The sequence below is a fragment of the Marichromatium purpuratum 984 genome (assembly GCF_000224005.2).
GTDB classification, from domain to species: domain Bacteria; phylum Pseudomonadota; class Gammaproteobacteria; order Chromatiales; family Chromatiaceae; genus Marichromatium; species Marichromatium purpuratum.
In genome coordinates this window covers 2,275,018-2,290,809 of the sequence record NZ_CP007031.1, presented here as the reverse complement: position 1 = coordinate 2,290,809, position 15,792 = coordinate 2,275,018, and the positions used below count along the sequence as shown (strand labels likewise).

Annotated in this window: 12 protein-coding genes; 1 reads left to right on the top strand and 11 read right to left on the bottom strand. The window is 66.1% G+C overall.

All coding sequences use genetic code 11. The annotated features are described in order from the left end of the window. Window position 1: 1 nt before the first annotated feature. From MARPU_RS10040 to MARPU_RS10005, 8 genes are all read right to left on the bottom strand, one after another. Window positions 2-511 carry an NUDIX hydrolase gene (locus MARPU_RS10040; protein ID WP_005224267.1) on the bottom strand — a complete coding sequence of 170 codons (510 nt, stop codon included), beginning with the start codon at window positions 509-511 and terminating at the stop codon, window positions 2-4. Beyond that, entirely contained in the window at window positions 508-2,097 is a 1,590-nt protein-coding gene (locus MARPU_RS16730) for a WecB/TagA/CpsF family glycosyltransferase (protein ID WP_198015471.1), read from the bottom strand. The genes MARPU_RS10040 and MARPU_RS16730 overlap by 4 nt, the downstream gene beginning before the upstream one ends. A 26-nt stretch (window positions 2,098-2,123) precedes the next feature. Further along, on the bottom strand, window positions 2,124-3,071 hold the full coding sequence (locus tag MARPU_RS17665; RefSeq protein WP_005224265.1) for a sulfotransferase family protein: 948 nt from the start codon (window positions 3,069-3,071) through the stop codon (window positions 2,124-2,126). Window positions 3,072-3,073: 2 nt separating this feature from the next. Continuing rightward, a complete protein-coding gene (locus MARPU_RS17660; RefSeq protein ID WP_005224264.1) occupies window positions 3,074-4,366 on the bottom strand; it encodes a lipopolysaccharide biosynthesis protein in 1,293 nt (430 codons plus the stop codon). A 212-nt stretch (window positions 4,367-4,578) separates the two neighbouring features. Next, window positions 4,579-5,565 (bottom strand): Wzz/FepE/Etk N-terminal domain-containing protein, encoded by a 987-nt coding sequence (locus tag MARPU_RS10020; protein WP_005224263.1) that lies wholly within the window; start codon window positions 5,563-5,565, stop codon window positions 4,579-4,581. A gap of 7 nt (window positions 5,566-5,572) precedes the next feature. Then, entirely contained in the window at window positions 5,573-8,428 is a 2,856-nt protein-coding gene (locus tag MARPU_RS10015; RefSeq protein WP_005224262.1) for an SLBB domain-containing protein, read from the bottom strand. Between the two features lie 14 nt (window positions 8,429-8,442). Then, window positions 8,443-9,285, bottom strand: coding sequence for a hypothetical protein (locus tag MARPU_RS10010; RefSeq protein WP_156929258.1), 843 nt, complete (start codon window positions 9,283-9,285; stop codon window positions 8,443-8,445). A 66-nt stretch (window positions 9,286-9,351) separates the two neighbouring features. Continuing rightward, window positions 9,352-10,215: a DUF6492 family protein gene (locus tag MARPU_RS10005; protein ID WP_005224260.1), complete on the bottom strand. Its 864-nt coding sequence runs from the start codon at window positions 10,213-10,215 to the stop codon at window positions 9,352-9,354. 526 nt (window positions 10,216-10,741) lie between these two features. Between MARPU_RS10005 and MARPU_RS10000 the strand changes: the two genes are divergently transcribed. Further along, window positions 10,742-12,013, top strand: coding sequence for a hypothetical protein (locus tag MARPU_RS10000; protein ID WP_156929257.1), 1,272 nt, complete (start codon window positions 10,742-10,744; stop codon window positions 12,011-12,013). Here MARPU_RS10000 and MARPU_RS17900 read toward each other — a convergent pair. The 3 genes from MARPU_RS17900 to MARPU_RS09985 form a co-directional block, all read right to left on the bottom strand. Further along, the gene (locus MARPU_RS17900) at window positions 12,008-13,045 is read right to left on the bottom strand and encodes a glycosyltransferase family 2 protein (protein WP_005224258.1); all 1,038 of its coding nucleotides are present in this window, start codon (window positions 13,043-13,045) and stop codon (window positions 12,008-12,010) included. The two genes, MARPU_RS10000 and MARPU_RS17900, sit on opposite strands and share 6 nt — an antisense overlap. Continuing rightward, window positions 13,045-14,247 (bottom strand): glycosyltransferase family 4 protein, encoded by a 1,203-nt coding sequence (locus MARPU_RS09990; protein ID WP_005224257.1) that lies wholly within the window; start codon window positions 14,245-14,247, stop codon window positions 13,045-13,047. The genes MARPU_RS17900 and MARPU_RS09990 overlap by 1 nt, the downstream gene beginning before the upstream one ends. A gap of 75 nt (window positions 14,248-14,322) precedes the next feature. Then, the gene (locus MARPU_RS09985; protein ID WP_005224256.1) at window positions 14,323-15,324 is read right to left on the bottom strand and encodes an exopolysaccharide biosynthesis polyprenyl glycosylphosphotransferase; all 1,002 of its coding nucleotides are present in this window, start codon (window positions 15,322-15,324) and stop codon (window positions 14,323-14,325) included. Window positions 15,325-15,792 lie beyond the last annotated feature (468 nt).

The window sequence follows — 15,792 nt, the reverse complement described above, 5'->3', positions numbered from 1 at the left end:
CTCAGTCCTCGCGGTCCTGACTCAGGGTTGCCCGCACATAGGCCGCGACCGGGGCATGCAGCGGTAGCCGGAGGGCCTCCTCGGGGGTGCGAAAACCGGCCCAGATCACCTCGCGTCCGTCCAGGCAGACGGGCGGAGGACTGTCCAGGCGCAGATCGAAGACCCGGATATGGTCTCGCTTGTGCTCGGTCAGGCTCAGCGTCTGGAACGACTCGTGCAGGGCGTCAGTCGACACAGCGATGCCGACCTCTTCGCACAGCTCGCGTCTCGCCGCCTCGACGGCGTGCTCGCCGCGCTTGATGCCGCCTGCGGGCAGCGTATGGACACCCTTGTAGCTGTTGCGGATCAGCAGCAGCTGCCCGTCGTGCCAAACGGCGACATAGGCCCCCTCGGTGCGGGGTCTGCGCACGAAATCGACCCCCAGCATGAGCCGGTAGCCGACCCGGTACAGCGCCCGGATCATGAGGTCCAGCGGCCTGTCGGCGGCATGGATGTCGTTCGGGCGGCTCATCGCATCGCATCCGTCTCGGGTTGGGCGAGCAGCGCGAGCGCCTCCTGGCGGGTCCGGGCGTGCAGGAACAGGGTCGTGAGCCGGGTGATCTCCATCAGCTGGCGCACGGGCGGTTGCATCTCGCAGAGGGCCAGGCGTCTGCCCTGGCTGGCGAAACGACGCTGCAGCTTGAACAGCAGCCCAAGCCCGGTGCTGTCGATGAACTGCAGGTCGCTCAGGTCGAGTAGCAGGTCCGTCCCGCCCAGCTCGGCGCCGAAGGCGTCGAGGTCGAGCCGGGCGGCGCGATCGGCGTCCAGCCGGCCGCTCAGGCGGGCGACGCCGATCCCGTCGATCGGGCGCTCCGGTTCGAGCAGCGCGGTGCCCCGCGAGCCGGTGGTGCCTTGGGGGGCGGGCGGCGGCTGGTCATGGCGCTCGGTGAAGAGGTCCCAGGTGCGTGTCATCTTGAGCAGGCTCGCGACCGGCGTGTGCTCCAGCCCCTCGGCGCGCACGCGACGTCGGGTGTTCTGCCGCGTCTTCCAGATTCGCGCCAGGTATCCGAGTGCGGTCGAGTCGAGGAAGCGGGTGGCGCTGAAGTCGACGATCAGGGCATCGGTCGCGTCCTGGTCCGGCATCGATTGCTGCGATCGGACCCAGTCGGCGTCCACGATCTCGGGGAGCACCAGACGCCGCGCCCCGTCCTCCGGTGGGTTGGTGTTCGTACCCGGCGAGGCGGTCTGGTCGATGTCGCCTGGTCGATGCTGGAGACGGCGGCGGAAGCGCCAGTGCTGGAAGCGGTCGTGCAACACCAGCGGGAGACTCATGACCGCCAGCTTGCTGAACCCGACGGCATAGCGCCTCCACAGTCGTTTCGGATCCTGGGCGATGCGGTAGATCCATTCCAGACCGGTGCGCTGCATCCAGACCGGCGCCCGTGAGACCCGCCCGACGATGAACTCGAAGGTCCCGCCGATGCCGATGCCAACCCCGACCTTGAGCCGATGACGGTTGCGCTGGAACCAGACCTCCTGCTTGGGATTGCCGAAGGCGATGAGCAGCACGTCGGGCTCGGCCGCGTTGATGCGGGCCACCGTGTCCGCATCCTGCTCCTCGGCTTCCAGCATGGCCTCGCCCTCGGTGTGGACGAAGGGCGAGTGGACGCCGGCGATCCGCAGGCCCGGGTTCAGCTCGACCAGCCGGTCGGCCGCCTGCTGACCGATGTCCCCGCGACCGCCGAGCAGATACAGCCGATGGCCGCTTTGCGCCATGGCGCTCGCCAGCGCCGGGGCCAGGTCGGCCCCGGTCACCCGTCGCTCGATCGGCGTGCCGAGCAGCCTGGCGAGCCAGACCACCGGCATGCCGTCGGCGGTGACCAGGTCGGCGCGGCGCAGGATCTCCAGCAGCTCCGGATGTCGTGGGGACGACCAGGGCGTCCAGCCGAGCGCATTGGTCAGGAAGTCGACGTTCACCGTCACGATCTGGCGCGGGCGGCCATCGGTGCGGTAGGCATCGGCCAGCTCCAGCGTCCGTCGCACGGCCTGCTCGAGGGTCAGGTCATCGATGGGGATGCCGAGCACCAGGGCCACGCGATTGGATGGGGACTGGGGCATGACCGGGTCCTCGTGCCGGGGGGCGCTCATCGTGCGAAATCCCTCCAGGGCGCGGGCTTGCCGACGAGCGTTTCGATGCGGCGTACGTCCTCGGTGAAGTGCTCGGCCAGCCGGCGGCGCGTCTGCGGCGTGGGACCGGCCGCCGCGGCGGGTTTGTCGGGACGCACGTTGAGCTGGTCGTACCAGTAATCGATGATCCCCCGGGTGCGCGGCGGAACCCGGTCCCACACCGCTCGGAACAGGGTGTTGCGCTTGAGCCATTCGCGCCACTCGGCGGGGATCAGCAGTCGCCCGCCGCCCTTGTGATAGACCTTCCCGAGGTTCGGCGGCTGGAAGTCGGCGGGCAGGCCGAGGAAGGTCAGGACGGCGTCCACGGCCTTCTGTGGCGCCTGTTGCATGTCTTCCATGTAGAGCACCAGGAGCTGGTCCTTGGGGAAGTGCTGCAGGAAGCGATCGAGCGCGCGCGCGTATTCGCTCCACACGAAATAATAGCGGGTGACCTCCTCGTTGGCCTGGCTGTAGCCCTCGGCATAGTCCGGCGGGATGGCCTCGCGGTCGCGCGCCAGGGCGTCGGGTTGCAGCAGCGCCTCGGCCGCCTGTGCGAAGTCCCGCGATTCCATGCCGCGGCGCAGCGACATGGTGAAGTGCGAAAAGGCGCGATCGATGGGGTTGCGCAGGATGGCGACGAGGCGAATGTCCGGGTTCGCCGCGGCAATGCGTCCGGGGACGCGCGGATCGGTCATGTACTGCGGGCTGGCCGTGCCCCAGAGCCGATCGCTGTCCGCTTCCTGAAAATGGTGTTCCACGAGCGCGGGCCAACCCGCCGCGTAGAGGTCGTCGCGGCTGAAGAAGGGCAGCTCCTTGTCCGGGGGCAGATAGAGACGCGGATGTTTCTCCAGATAGCGGAAGAGCGAGGTGGTGCCCGATTTCTGGGCGCCGATGATGCAGAAATCGAGCGGCTTGGGTGTCGTCATCGTCATGGTCCCTGATCTGAGTCGGCTGCATCGAGCTGGCGCAGCGAGCGGAGTGAAAAGCCGAGCGAGAGCAGATTCTTGAGCATGAGACCGGCGCTGTAGGCCAGGGTCACCCCCAGTACGCCGGCGATGGTGCCGCCGAGGATCATGGCGACGGACATGGCCAGCCCGGTCGCCAGCAGGATGCGAAGCTCCGTGCGCTCCCGGTGCATCATGTTGAGCAGATAGCCCACCAGCCCGGTCGCCGCGTTGACCAGCTGACCGGCGGTCATGATCCAGAGCAGCGGCCTGGCGTCGCGGAACTCCGCTCCGAAGATGCCGAGGAGAGGATCGGCGAACAGGGTGAAGGCGAGCAGGGGCGGCAGGAACAGCAGCAGCGAGAACTGCTGGCTGCGTTTCAGCAGCAGGCGCAGCCGAGCCGGGTCCTTCAGCTCGTAGGCCGCGGCGAACTGCGGACCGAGGATGGCTGCCAACGTGACCAGGATGACGGTGGTCAGGCTGATGAGCCGAAAGGCGACGCCGAACTGTCCCAGCTCCTCGACGCTGGCGAAATGCGGCAGCACCAGGATGGGTAGATTGACATAGGCGACATTGAGTAGCGTGCCCCCCCACAGTGGCCACAGCGCCGGGCTGATGACCGGCGGCGCTCTCCCGCCCTCGCCGCCGAGTCGGCGGCTGACGCCTCGCCACAGTGCGACGGCCACCAGAAAGGCGCAGCCGACGGATGCCGCGTGCAGCCACAGCAGGCTCTGGTCTTGCAGTCTGTCGAGGAAAACCAGCGCCGGCAAGGCCGACAGCAGTATCAGCGGGATGGTCGCCGCCTCGGCGAAGAGACCGCGCTGCGTCGCTCCGGCCGCCTTGAGCGTTTCGGCGAGGATGCGCAGGCCGACGAAGGCCAGCGCCCCCACGGCGGCGATGCGCAGGGACGGGGCCAGGTCCACGTCCCCGGCGACGAGCTGGGCCATGGGCCGCGCCCCGAACCACGGGACCAACATCACCGCCGCGCCGCCGAGCATGACGAGTGCCAGGGCGCGGCGCACAAAGGCATCGGCCGAGGCCCCCTGTCCGCGTGCCCCGAGTGCTGCGACCGTGCGCATGGCGTAGACGGGCATGCCGATGCTGATGGCATCGGCGAAGAGCACCAGCCAGGTGACGTAGAGGGTGTAGAGCCCCATGCCCTCGGCGCCCAGCAGACGGGCGATGACCACGCTCATGGCGATCTGCAGGCCCAGTCCGAGGCCGCGCACCGTCAGGGCCGAGACTGTCTTGCGCAGGATGCGGGGCGGGATTCTCATGAGCGCGATTCCCTGGCGAATGGTTGTGGGCAACCGCCGCCCTTTGCTGGACGAGGCCTTCCATGCTGTTGAAACCATGCGTGTATGCGCAAGGTATGGTCTCACTGCGGAGTTTTGAAGGCGGGAAGGTCAGGGTGCTCGATGAGCGCGTGTGCAGCGGGCGGGAGGTGGCTGGATTCGGTCGCGAGCCCGCCGGATGGCGAGGGCTCCGATCAACCATTCGTGGATTTCGCCCGGTATGCCGCCATCGCCTTGCGAATCTTGCGTACCAGCACGCTGCCGATCGCGACGGCGATCCCCAGACCGAACCCTCCGAACAGCCCGAGCAAGGTCAAGCGCTTGACCGATGGGCTGAATTTGTGTTCGGGCGGCACCGCGGCGTCCAGCACCTGCAGGACATAGTTGTCGCGTGCTCGGGCGAGCACCTCGAGGGCGGTCTCCGCCTCGATCATGCGATAGAGGGATTTCTCGACCTCGACGACCCGGGTGTCCTTCAGCTGTTCCAGCAGAAAAGCCCGCTTGCGCCGGCTCTCGGTGATGGTCTGTTCGCGCATGTAATCGTTGAAGGCCTGCACATAGTCGTTCGCCCACTCGGCGGCGATCCTGGGGTCTTGCCAGCGGATGTAGAGTCGCAGGAGATCGTTCTCGGGGTTGTGGACCAGGCTGCGGACCTGCTCGCTGAAGATCTTGAAGGCCAGGTCGATATCGGGCGTGAAACCTTCGATCCATTGCTGCTGCTCGCGGTCCCAGTGCTCGGCGAACAGGTGTGGCAGGAGGTCGTGACGCTGGATGAAGTCGATGCCGAAGGAGCGGCTGCGCATCTTCGCCATCACGATGTGGCGGTAGTTCTCGTTGGCGGTGCGCAGCACGAAGCTGTGCTCCATCAGGGTCAGCGCCTCCGGGGCGCGCCTGTTGTCCGGCGAGATGCCGCCGGGGTCGTCCGGCTGGCGCAGGGCGAGCTGGACCGATGCCTCGTAGCGGTCCGGCATCGTCTTGGCCATGCCGTAGGCGGCGATGGCGCAGAGGAGGGCGAAGAGCATGATCCAGTGCTTGTTGCGAAAGACCGTGACCAGGTACTCGATCAGGTCGATCTCGTCCTCGAGTCCGAACGGCAGCGGTTGGGGCGCCGGCGCAGGCTGGATGTCCGGTTTCGGCGCGGGCTGGATGTCCGGTTTCTTGTGCGCGTTCGACGCGGCCATGGCTGGATCAGTCGAAGAGTCCGACGGTGTTGAGACTGGCGGCCGTAATACCGAGATGGTAGAGGATCTGGGTCCAGGATTGCGCGACCTCCAGCTTGTTCATGCGATCGACGTTGAGCGGGACGTAGATGGTGGCGCCCGGGGTGACGCTGACGCGCCCGGTGCGATGCGTCCAGTCCCCGCCGCGAACCGAGACGATCTCGCCGTTGGCCTGCATCACGAAGACGTGATCGCGCCGGGCGAGCACCGTGGTGCCGCCGCTGAGATCGACGTAGTCGGCGCTGCTCAGCCCCTTGCGATAGAGGTGCGAGGTCGGGTGGTAGACCTCGCCGACCACCGTGACCTCTTCCTGCATCCCGGTCACGGTCAGCTTGTCGCCGTCCTGGAGCTGGATGTTGGCCTCGCCCGAGCAGCGCATGGCCCGGTCGAGATCGATCACCATGCGCCCGATGGCCTCCTGCTTCTTCAATTGCTTGATCACCTTGATGAGTTCCTGCTTGCGCTCGCCGGCCGGGGTCTTTTCGTCGTTTTTGACGCCGAAGGAGAGCGAGAGATTGACCAGCAGGTCGTCGAGATTGTTCTGGATCCGGTCCAGCGCCTCCTGCTGCTGCTTGCGCACCCGCTCGCGAATGAAGACGGCACCGAATGGATAGGCGCCCTCGGTGAGTCCGCCGGCACGCTTGATAACCTGACAGAGCGTCTCGCCGCGGGTGATGGGATATTCGCCGGGAAAGCGGACTTCGCCGGCGAGGGTGACGTTGGCGCGTCCCAGCCAGTTGGGCTTGCGGTGCAGGACCAGCTCGTCGTGCGGCTCGAGGATGCGTCCGCTCTCGGCATCCAGCGCGACCTCGGCGAGGTCGATCTGGCGGTGCTGGACGGCCCGGTACTCGCCCTGCAGCAGCTCGAAACTGGTCAGCTCCGCAGAGAGCCCGTAGGCCTCTTCGCTCAGCCCGCCCGCGGCGCGCAGCAGGTCGGCGACGCGCATGCCGGGCTCGAGCGGATAGCGTCCGGGGTGGCGGACCTCGCCGCGCACGTAGATGACCGGGGAGGCCTCGCCATAGGGCGTCTGCTGCACCAGCAGATCCATGTCGTCGGCGATGATCCCGGTGCGCTCGCCTTGTCGGTCGAAGACGTAGACGGTGTCTTCCGGGTAGATCAGCAGGTTCTCGCTGCCGTGCGGCGCGGCGTGGGCGCGATCCAGACTGAAGGACAGGAACTGGAGTCGGCCGCCGGTGTAGTGCTTGCGGGCGACCAGCCCGTAGCGCCGGTCCGCCTCCTCCGAGACCCCGCCGGCGAAGCCGATGACGTCGAGCAGACGGGCCTCGGCGGCGAGCGGGAAGGTACCGGTGGCGCGGACCTGACCGCGGACATCGACCACCATGGGCGGGTAGCGGCCGGGCTCGGCCTGGGTGCGCAGGTCACGTACCAGATTGGCGACGCGCTGCGAGCGCGGTACCGCGAGATCGAAGACGATCACCTCGTCGCGTGGTTGCAACACGAGATCGGCTCGACCACCCGGACGGCGCAGGATGCTTGCGATGTCGAGATAGCCGATCTGGATGCGCCGCGTCTGCGGGCTCTCGCGCCGCAGCAGGCCATAGGAGACGTCGGCGTTCGGTCTGAGGATGCGCGGCGAGGTCAGCAGGCTGGAGACGCGCATGCCGGGTCGGTGCTGGAAGCCGCCGGGGCGCAATACGTGGCCGCTGAGCAGCACCACGCCGTCCATCGAGGGGGTCACCGGGAAGATGCGCAGGATGTCGCCCGGTCGGGTCAGGGTGGCCCGGCCGCTCGTCTCGTCCAGCGGGGTATCGACCAGGGTGTAGCGGTCGCCGTCCTGGATGCGCTCGATCTGGGCATCGGCCAGCGAGGCGGTCGGGAGCAGTCCGCCGGCCAGCTCGAGCAGCTCTTCGACGCGGCGTGGGCGGCGCAGCTCGTAGATCGCCGGACGCTGGACCTCACCGGCGACGCCGACGGTGGGTCCGATCGGCGGCACGAAGATGACGTCGCGATGCTGAAGCTGAACGTCGCCCGAGGTGTCTCCGCCGAGCAGGACGTCGTAGAGATCGAGCGTGGCGCTCACCTGGCCGGCGCGCTTGAGTTCGATCCTGCGCAGGGTTCCGGTGCGCTTGACGCCGCCCGAGGTGATCAGCGTGTTCAGCAGGGTCGTCAGTCCGCTGACGCTGTAATTGCCGGGTTTGACCACCTCGCCGACGACCAGGACCTGGATGGTGCGCAACGCCCCCATGGTGGTCACGGCCTTGGCGCCGACGATCTGCTGCTCGAAACGGACGCGCAGCAGGTCGCGGACCTCGTCGAAGCGCAGTCCACCGACCTGGATGGGGCCGAGTTCGGGGACCAGCAGTCGGCCGTCACGGGTGACGACCAGGCTGTACTCCACGTTGAGCTTGCCGTAGACCTGGACCACCAGGGTGTCGCCCGGACCGATGACATAATCGCTCGGGACCGGCAGGTCGGTGACCGGGGCGAAGGTGGTGGGTGTCTGGTCGAAGAGGTCGTAGCCGAACTGTTTCAGCTCGGGTTGCAGGATCTGCTTCTGGATCTTTTCCTCCAGACTGACCTCGTCGAGCTTCTCGGCGGCGCGTTCTTCGATGGCCGAGACCGGCTCCTCCGGTTGCAGGAGCGGTGACGCCTCGGGGATCGTCGTGGGGGTGAGTGGCTGCTCCAGGGGCTCGTCGTCGCCATCGGGTGCCGCCTGCATCCGCTCGACGACCTGCTGCTCGTCGAGCGCCTCGAGGATCGGTAGCTGCTGACCCTGTGCGAGACCCGACAGCCCCCCCAGGAGGAGGAGCATCGGGCCGAGGCGGAGCAGTCGCGCGAGTCGGGTCGACATGAGCGGTTCCATCGGGTCTCCCGGGTCTAGAGGCGCGAGGGCGGGGGCAATGCCCGGCCTTCGCGGACGATCTCGTCGGGGAGCAGGTGCATCAGCGCCTTCTGGTCGAAGGGACAGCCCTCCCAATTGATCCGGGTGCCTGGACGAGTGCCCGGGCACCTGTCCCTGTAGTCCTGGATACCGTCTCCGTCGGTATCCGGTGGGTCGCCGTAGAAGAGTCTCAGGGCATGGGCGGCCATGGTCTCGGAGGTTGCGATATCGACGTCGCGCACGGCGCTCCCACAGCTGTCGAAGCGGCGCAGCTTGAAGCAGGCGGAGGCGTCGCCGACGGTGACGAGATGCACGCAGAGTCGATGGCCCCTGCGCGCCTGCATGCGCTCGATCAGACGTACCGTGTCCTCGTCGAGGCGGTCGGCGCGGCTCAAGAGGATCAGGGCCGTTTCGCCGCCCGTGCCGGTCAGTTGGGACTCGACGTCGGTCAGTGCATCGGTCAGCTTGGGACGCCAGCCATCCCGATCGCTGAGTCGCTCGACGTGGAGCTGGATCGGACGGGTGGTCAACCGACCGTCGAACCCGGGGTGGGAGAGTGTCGCCTTCAGCCGGTTCGCGAGCGCGCGCGCGAGGCCGGCGCGGGTCTCGAAGGGAGGCGGCGCCTCTTCGCGCATGGTTCCGCCATCGTCGATGAGCACGACGGCGGAGTGGACGCGGACCGGACGCTCCTTGCGCGCCGCGAGCGCCCTGGCCGAGATGGTGGACTCATCCTCGAGGAGCGGGCGCACGCGTGTCTCGGCGTTCGCATAGGCGTCTTCGGTGACGACCTGCTTCGCGCGGATCGGGCCGGAGGACGAGCAACCGGTCGTCAGGATCATGGCGGCGAGCGCTGCATAGATGATGGAGCGGACAGACATCGAAGATCCCTGGGCGAGTCCTTTCGCTCATTCGAGCTGGCCCAGAATTCTCGCATAATCCGCCGGCTCTATCCCGAGATTGGACTGGATCAGTACGGCCGGGTAGCGATCCGGGATATCCCGCAAGAATCCCAGCAGATCCTCTCGGCTCGAGATTGGATGATGCCAGGAACAGTAGCTGAGTTCGGTGTCGGTGAGGAAATGCCCCGAGTGCGCTCCAAGCACATGTTCGGCGAAAATGCCATAGAGTTCATACTCAGAAAAATCAAGGGTATTGGCCAATACCCTCTGCCAGGAGCGTCCGGCCTGCGCGGCGATCCGCGAGGTGAGCTGTTCGAGGGTATCGCGGCGCCAGACGACGAGCTGGCTGATGTAGTCGTGCTGTTGGAATCCCTCCCCGGATAGCCCGAAGAGCTTGCCGGCGAAGCGATACCAGGCGCGGTGCCTGGGATCGGCGATGTCCTCAGGCTTGCGCGGGCCGGCATAGAGCCTGGCTCGGCCCTGTGCATCGAGGACGTCGGCGCAGTCGAAGGGACGGATGAAGACGACGTCCGAGTCGGCGAAGACGAAGAGATCGGCATCGATGGCCTCGGCGACCGAGAGCTTGACGATCTGTTGCAGGATCCAGCCGCGCACCGGCAGTCCGTGCAGATTCAGCCACCACTTGCGGCTGAACGGGATCTTGTGCAGCCAGCCGGGCAGGATCTCCTCCTTCAGCAACAGCCGTGTGCGCGCTGTGACGAGCCTGGAGAAGAGTGCCTGGTCCTGACGGTCGACGATGATGAGGTGTTCGTCATGACCGCAGAGGAAACGCTCGACGCTGTCGCAGAGAATGCGACAACGGTCGAAATCCGGGGCATAGCTGGGTGTGATCAAGGCGATCCTGGACATGTCTCTCCTCATGGCTCGATCGATGCGCGGCCGGGCCGAAAAGGTGGCTCGATCGAACGGATTGACCATAGAAAAAATCGATTCCCGGAACGGCCTCGATTCGATGTGTCGGGTCTCGGATGTCGGCGAGGCTATCGCATCAAGATTTCCTGGTTCGTTGATTCAATGCATTGATGTGCTCAATGTGCGGATCCACCTGTGAAGCGTGGATCCTCGAGGATCGATCAATGGCCGGTCAGGGCTCGATCGATCGACGTCTCGGGCCGTGGTGACGGGCCTCCCCGGCCAGCCGCAGGGATCGGACGGCCGGCGTGTCGCTGAACGACGAGGCGGTCATCCAACGGCACTTGCTGATGTCTTGATGCGATCGCCCTGCGGATTTCGACCGTCAGGATTAGACTCGGTACCAGGATCCCCGCGATCCCGAATGGCGAGTCGAGCGTCATTCGCAAGCGACTCGTCGGGATGCCACGGACCTGTCCCCGCCTCACCCTTGATTTTCGTACACAATGCCGTGTAAATCACAGTGCCAACCACAGTGCGACTCTCGGTCAAGAGCATCGTCGGTTTCCTGTTCATCCTGATCTTCTTCGCTGGCTATCAGGGCGGAAAGTATTTCGCGAACAACCGCTTTCAGGAGGTCGGGCTGGCTCTGACCTTCCTGCTCTTCTTCTACGGCGCGGTCTTCACCGCGCTGACCGATCGGACCATTCGCTGGTCGTGGTGGTTCTGGTCGGCACCCCTGATCGTCGGTTATGTGATGCTGAGTTCATCGGCCGCATTCGCCCTCAATGCGGGGGTCCCCATCATGCCGAGCCTGTTCGCCTCGCGTGAGTTCCTGATCCTGTTCCTGGCGCCGACCCTCTATTTCCTCTACAGGCTCGGCTTTGCGGTCGAGGATATGCACAGGCTGTTCGTCACCAGCCTCGTCATCATCATCCTCAACTATATCCTCAGTTATCACAGGGTCGATCTGGAGGCCGCCTATTTCTCCACGGGGTACATGTCCTATCTGGTCACCTATGATGAATGGCGCGGCTATCGGCTCAAGCCGCCGACCTTCGCCCTCATCATCCTGACCTGTTATGCATCGATCCGTCTCTTCCAGGATGGGAGTGCGCTGCGCAAGCTGCTGTGGGTCGTGCCGCTCCTGCTCGTCGGCTATGTCTGGTCGCTGATCATGGCCCGCTCGCAGATGGCCACGGTCGCCATGGCGATGCTGCTCTATCCGATCTTCCTCAGTCGTCCGAACCGCGCCAATCTGCTGGTGCTGGTGGTGCCGGTCGGACTCATGCTGCTTCTGGCCGCCGGTTCGACGCTGGTCGATGCCTTCATGAACGCCGAGGGCGCCGATGTCCGCGCCAAGGCCTATGTCATCGCCTGGCAGACGGCGCTGGAGCATCCAGTCATCGGATTCGGCCAATCGAGCGGCTACAGCAAGACCTATCAGGATGTCTTCGGCCCCAAGTTCTTTCCGGACGACCTCGGAATCGTCGGGACGGCGTTCAAGTATGGTTTCCTCGGGGTGTTTCTCTATCTGTTCGCCAATTTCTATGTGCTGTCTCGCCTGATCAAGACCAACTGGTATTACCGAAAGCGGCACGGTGTCCATCACCCCCTGATCTGGTCGTTGTTGATGATGATGACGGCGCTGACGCTGAATCTGATCCTCAATCCGGGGCTGGCCTATATGCAGGGGCTGACCACGGCGGCCTTCGCGGTCGGGATCACCGCCTGTCTGTACGAGGACATGGGGCTGGTGTCGCGCGCGCGGCGTGTGGTCGCGACCACCTCATAGCGTCTTGAGTCGGCGCTTGCCGAGCAGGATTGCGAGGATCAGCCAGCACTTGTCCCACTGACCGCGCCGGGCGCGGCGCAGGGCCTGGACGATCGACGAGAGATAGACGCTCGGCAGGCCGAGCGGAAAGTGCTTCCGGGTGATCCGGAGCTTGTTGCGAAAGATGTAGAAGTCCGATCGGAGCGTCGAGGTGCGCTCCCCCGTCGGCGTCCCGACGCTCCGGCCCTCCTTGTGATAGAGACGGGCGTCGTCGGCGTAGCAGAGCGCGTATCGACCCCTGGCCTCCAGCACCCAGTCGATCTCCTCGTAATAGAGGAAATAGCGCTCGTCCATGAGTCCGACCTCGTCGAGATAGCGTCCGGGCAGTAGCCAGGAGCAGCCGACGATGTAGTCCAAGCGCCGCTCGTAGGCGGCGGGATCGATCGGCGTCTCGTCGGGCAGGAAGCGGCCGAGGGACTGCGAGGCGATCGCCGTCCAGCGGTTGAAGCGGCTGCCGCCGAGCGCCTGCACGACCCCGGGGTCGTCGTAGAAGAGCACGCGCGAGCCGCAGCTGGCGGGGCGCGGCTCGCGCTCCAGGCGGCGCACCATGTTGGCAAGACAGTCCGGCTCCACCACGGTGTCGTTGTTCAGCAGCCAGACATAGTCGGCGTCACCGCGTGCCCGGGCGTGGCGCAGACCGACGTTGTTGCCGCCGGCAAAGCCCAGGTTGTCGCCGGTGTCGACCAGCAGCAGGGGCGGGTCGGTCGCCAGCTCGGCGCGCTCGGCGCTCGCCCGGTCGAGGCGGGCGAAGTCGATCGGCTTCGGCAGCGGCGGATCGCTCAGACGGCGCAGCGGCGAGTCCGCCGGTAGGCTGAAGGGCACGCGGCCCGATGCCCAGTCCGCCAGCCGTTCGAGCGAGCCGTCCGCCGAGGCGTTGTCGCAGAGCACCACGCGGTAGTCGTCGTAATGCTGGCGGAAGACGGACTCCAGACACTCGATGCTGTCGGCCCAGCCGTTCCAGTTGACCAGGACGATATAGACCTTGGCGCTCATCACCGGCGTCCTCCGAGCAGGGTGTCGAGTTCGCGCTGCATGTCGCGCAGCAGCGGCCCCCAACTGTAGCTCTCCTCGATCAGCGCGCGGGAGGCGCCGGCCATCGCCTCCCAGCGCGCGCGGTCGGTGAGCAGGGTGTCGATCGCGGCGATCGTCTCCGGGGCGGTGTCGGCGATGGCGGCATGACGCATGTGCTCGATCTCCAGCCCCTCGCTGCCGACCGAGGTCGTCACCGTCGGCAGCCCGCGTCCCATGCCGCTCAGGACCTTGACCTTGATGCCGGCGCCGAAGCGCAGCGGGGCGATGAAGACGCGGCTGCGCTGGAACAGGGGTTCCAGGTCCGCGACGAACCCGAGCAGCTCGACCCTGGGGTCCGCCGCCGCGGCGTGCTGCAGTCTGGGGTCGGGATTTCTGCCGGCGATCTGGATGCGTGCGTCCGGGTGCCTTCGTCCGACCTTCGGCCAGACCGTCTCGAGGAACCAGAGCAGTCCGTCGACATTCGCCTCCCAGGTCAGGGTGCCGACATAGAGCAGGATGGGCTGGGTGCTGGCGTAGTCGAGCGGCGGTCGGCCCAGGGTCGTTTCGTCGCCGAGGTGATAGGTCACGCGGCACTTCGCGCGATCCGCGCCGGCCTCGACCAGGCTGTCGATGTCGTTGGGCGAGGCGAAGACCAGATCGGCGCGGCGGCAGGCCGCCAGCTCGTAACGGCGTACCCGCAGGGATTCCAGATGGCTCGCCAGGCGCATCGCCGGGTTGGCGCCGCTCTCGGCATAGCGCTTCCACATCAGGAAATAGGCGTTGTGCTCGTGCAGGACGACCGGCCCGGCATAGTCCCTGGGGACGTATTGGAAGACCTCGTAGTGGTCGCAGAAGATGAGGTCGTAGCGCGGGGCCATGGCGCTGATCGCGCGCGCGAGCTGTTCGGAGCGCGTGCGCAGCACATTGAGCGGGATGCGCCGGAGGTAGCTGGCGATGAGCGTGCGCGCGGTGCGCGGGACCTTGACCGGCTCGCTGACCAGCTCGACGAGCCGCGCCTGGCGTCGGAAGTCCGCCACATGGACCTCGTCGTCGCCCTTGAGCGCGCAGGCCAGCCCGAGGTCGGCGTGCGCGCCCAGGTGTTCGACCAGCTTCCAGCTCTTGATGCGGCCACCGCTGTGCGGCGGGTAGGGCAGTTCCGGGGTGAGGAAGAGGATCGAGGGCATGGAACGGTCTCCCTGGCTGGGCCGCCTCTGTGCCGGTCGCCGTGTACAGGTGGGGCTCCTGTCGCGACAGGACTGCTACATGGCGCCGCTGTCCTTGTTGAAGACGACGAGGATGGTCTTGAGCATCAGCTTGATGTCATACCAGAGGCTCCAGTTGCGCTGATAGCGCAGGTCGAGCCGGATGATGTCCTCGAAGCTCTTGATCGACGAGCGACCGTTGACCTGCCACTCGCCGGTGATGCCCGGCTTGACGTCGAGCCGGCGCCACTCGGGGACGTCGTACTGGTCGATCTCGTCCGGGGTCGGCGGGCGTGTGCCGACCAGGCTCATGGAGCCCTGCAGCACGTTCCAGAACTGTGGCAGCTCGTCCAGACTGGTGCGGCGCAGAAAGCGACCCACCTTGGTGATGCGCGGGTCGTTCTCCGCCTTGAAGATGGCCCCCTCGGCCTCGTTCCGGATCTCGCCCCTGCGCGCCTCGGCATCCGGGACCATCGAGCGGAACTTCCACAGCTTGAAACGTCTGCCCATCCAGCCGCAGCGGGTCTGGTTGAACAGGACGGGGCCGGGGCTGTCGCGCTTGATGGCGATCGCGATGGGGATGAAGAGCAGGGCGGTGATGCCCAGGCCGACGAGCGAGCCGAGGACGTCGATGACGCGCTTTGCCTTGGAGCGGACCGATGGGTGGGTGACGGGCAGGAGAGCGGCATCGATCGTGCGCGTTTTCTCCTGGTTCGCGCCGTCCGATTCGATCGTCAGCACCTTGTCCAGCCCGGTCATGGCCAGCACTGACCTGACCTCCGGGCGTAGCTCGGTGATGACGAGCGCGATGCCGTTGGCCTGGGTCATCTTCATGCAGTTGGCCAGCGCGCCGATCCCGCTGCTGTCGAGGAAGCTGGTCTTGGAAAAGTCGAGCACCACCTTCATGGGGCGCTCGGATGCCTCGCAGAGCGAGTGGACGGCATTTCTAAAGGGTACGGCTTCGACGACCGACAGCTCCTTCGAAACGAGGACTCTGCAGATGCCGTCGCCGGTTGAGATCGGAAATCCATTGCTCTGGTCGCCATCTTGAGTTTGCATCGTATCCCTATTGATTCTATCGGTAACGATTGAACAACGTGATGCGTCCTGTCTCTATTGTGAAACCCACAAATAGCTGTAATCCCGGAAGGAGAGACCTGAAGGGCGCGCTCGGCACCCGGTTGAATCAATCCATGATTGATTTGGTGGCTTGACGGAGCAGTGCAAGAGCAGCGCATCGGCGCGATGCGTAAAAGACCCTGCCGACTCGTGTCGATCCGGCGGTGTGCGGTGAGCCTTGCGGCGGCGCTGGTGATTGGGGGTGATTCCAATCGCGTTCGGCTGCGTCTGCAGGTGTCGTTCGAGAGGGCGATCTCAGGGTGTGGTCGGCCCGCCTGAATCCTCTTCTACATTGACGCCCGGGCGATACAAGATCCGTTCGACGCCTTTCGGTCGGTGCTTGGGCTCCGGTGCCCGGACCGCTTTCGGGGAGGGCTCCGAGTCGGTGAAGGGGCTTTCCCGTCACCG

Excerpts from the sequence above, each read along its gene's own strand:
- MARPU_RS10020 (WP_005224263.1), bottom strand. The coding sequence starts at position 5,565 with ATGGCCGCGTCGAACGCGCACAAGAAACCGGACATCCAGCCCGCGCCG.
- MARPU_RS09990 (WP_005224257.1), bottom strand. The coding sequence starts at position 14,247 with ATGCCCTCGATCCTCTTCCTCACCCCGGAACTGCCCTACCCGCCGCAC.
- MARPU_RS17665 (WP_005224265.1), bottom strand. The coding sequence starts at position 3,071 with ATGACGACACCCAAGCCGCTCGATTTCTGCATCATCGGCGCCCAGAAA.
- MARPU_RS10040 (WP_005224267.1), bottom strand. The coding sequence starts at position 511 with ATGAGCCGCCCGAACGACATCCATGCCGCCGACAGGCCGCTGGACCTC.
- MARPU_RS10005 (WP_005224260.1), bottom strand. The coding sequence starts at position 10,215 with ATGTCCAGGATCGCCTTGATCACACCCAGCTATGCCCCGGATTTCGAC.
- MARPU_RS16730 (WP_198015471.1), bottom strand. The coding sequence starts at position 2,097 with ATGCCCCAGTCCCCATCCAATCGCGTGGCCCTGGTGCTCGGCATCCCC.
- MARPU_RS17660 (WP_005224264.1), bottom strand. The coding sequence starts at position 4,366 with ATGAGAATCCCGCCCCGCATCCTGCGCAAGACAGTCTCGGCCCTGACG.
- MARPU_RS17900 (WP_005224258.1), bottom strand. The coding sequence starts at position 13,045 with ATGAGCGCCAAGGTCTATATCGTCCTGGTCAACTGGAACGGCTGGGCC.
- MARPU_RS09985 (WP_005224256.1), bottom strand. The coding sequence starts at position 15,324 with ATGCAAACTCAAGATGGCGACCAGAGCAATGGATTTCCGATCTCAACC.
- MARPU_RS10015 (WP_005224262.1), bottom strand. The coding sequence starts at position 8,428 with ATGGAACCGCTCATGTCGACCCGACTCGCGCGACTGCTCCGCCTCGGC.
- MARPU_RS10010 (WP_156929258.1), bottom strand. The coding sequence starts at position 9,285 with ATGATCCTGACGACCGGTTGCTCGTCCTCCGGCCCGATCCGCGCGAAG.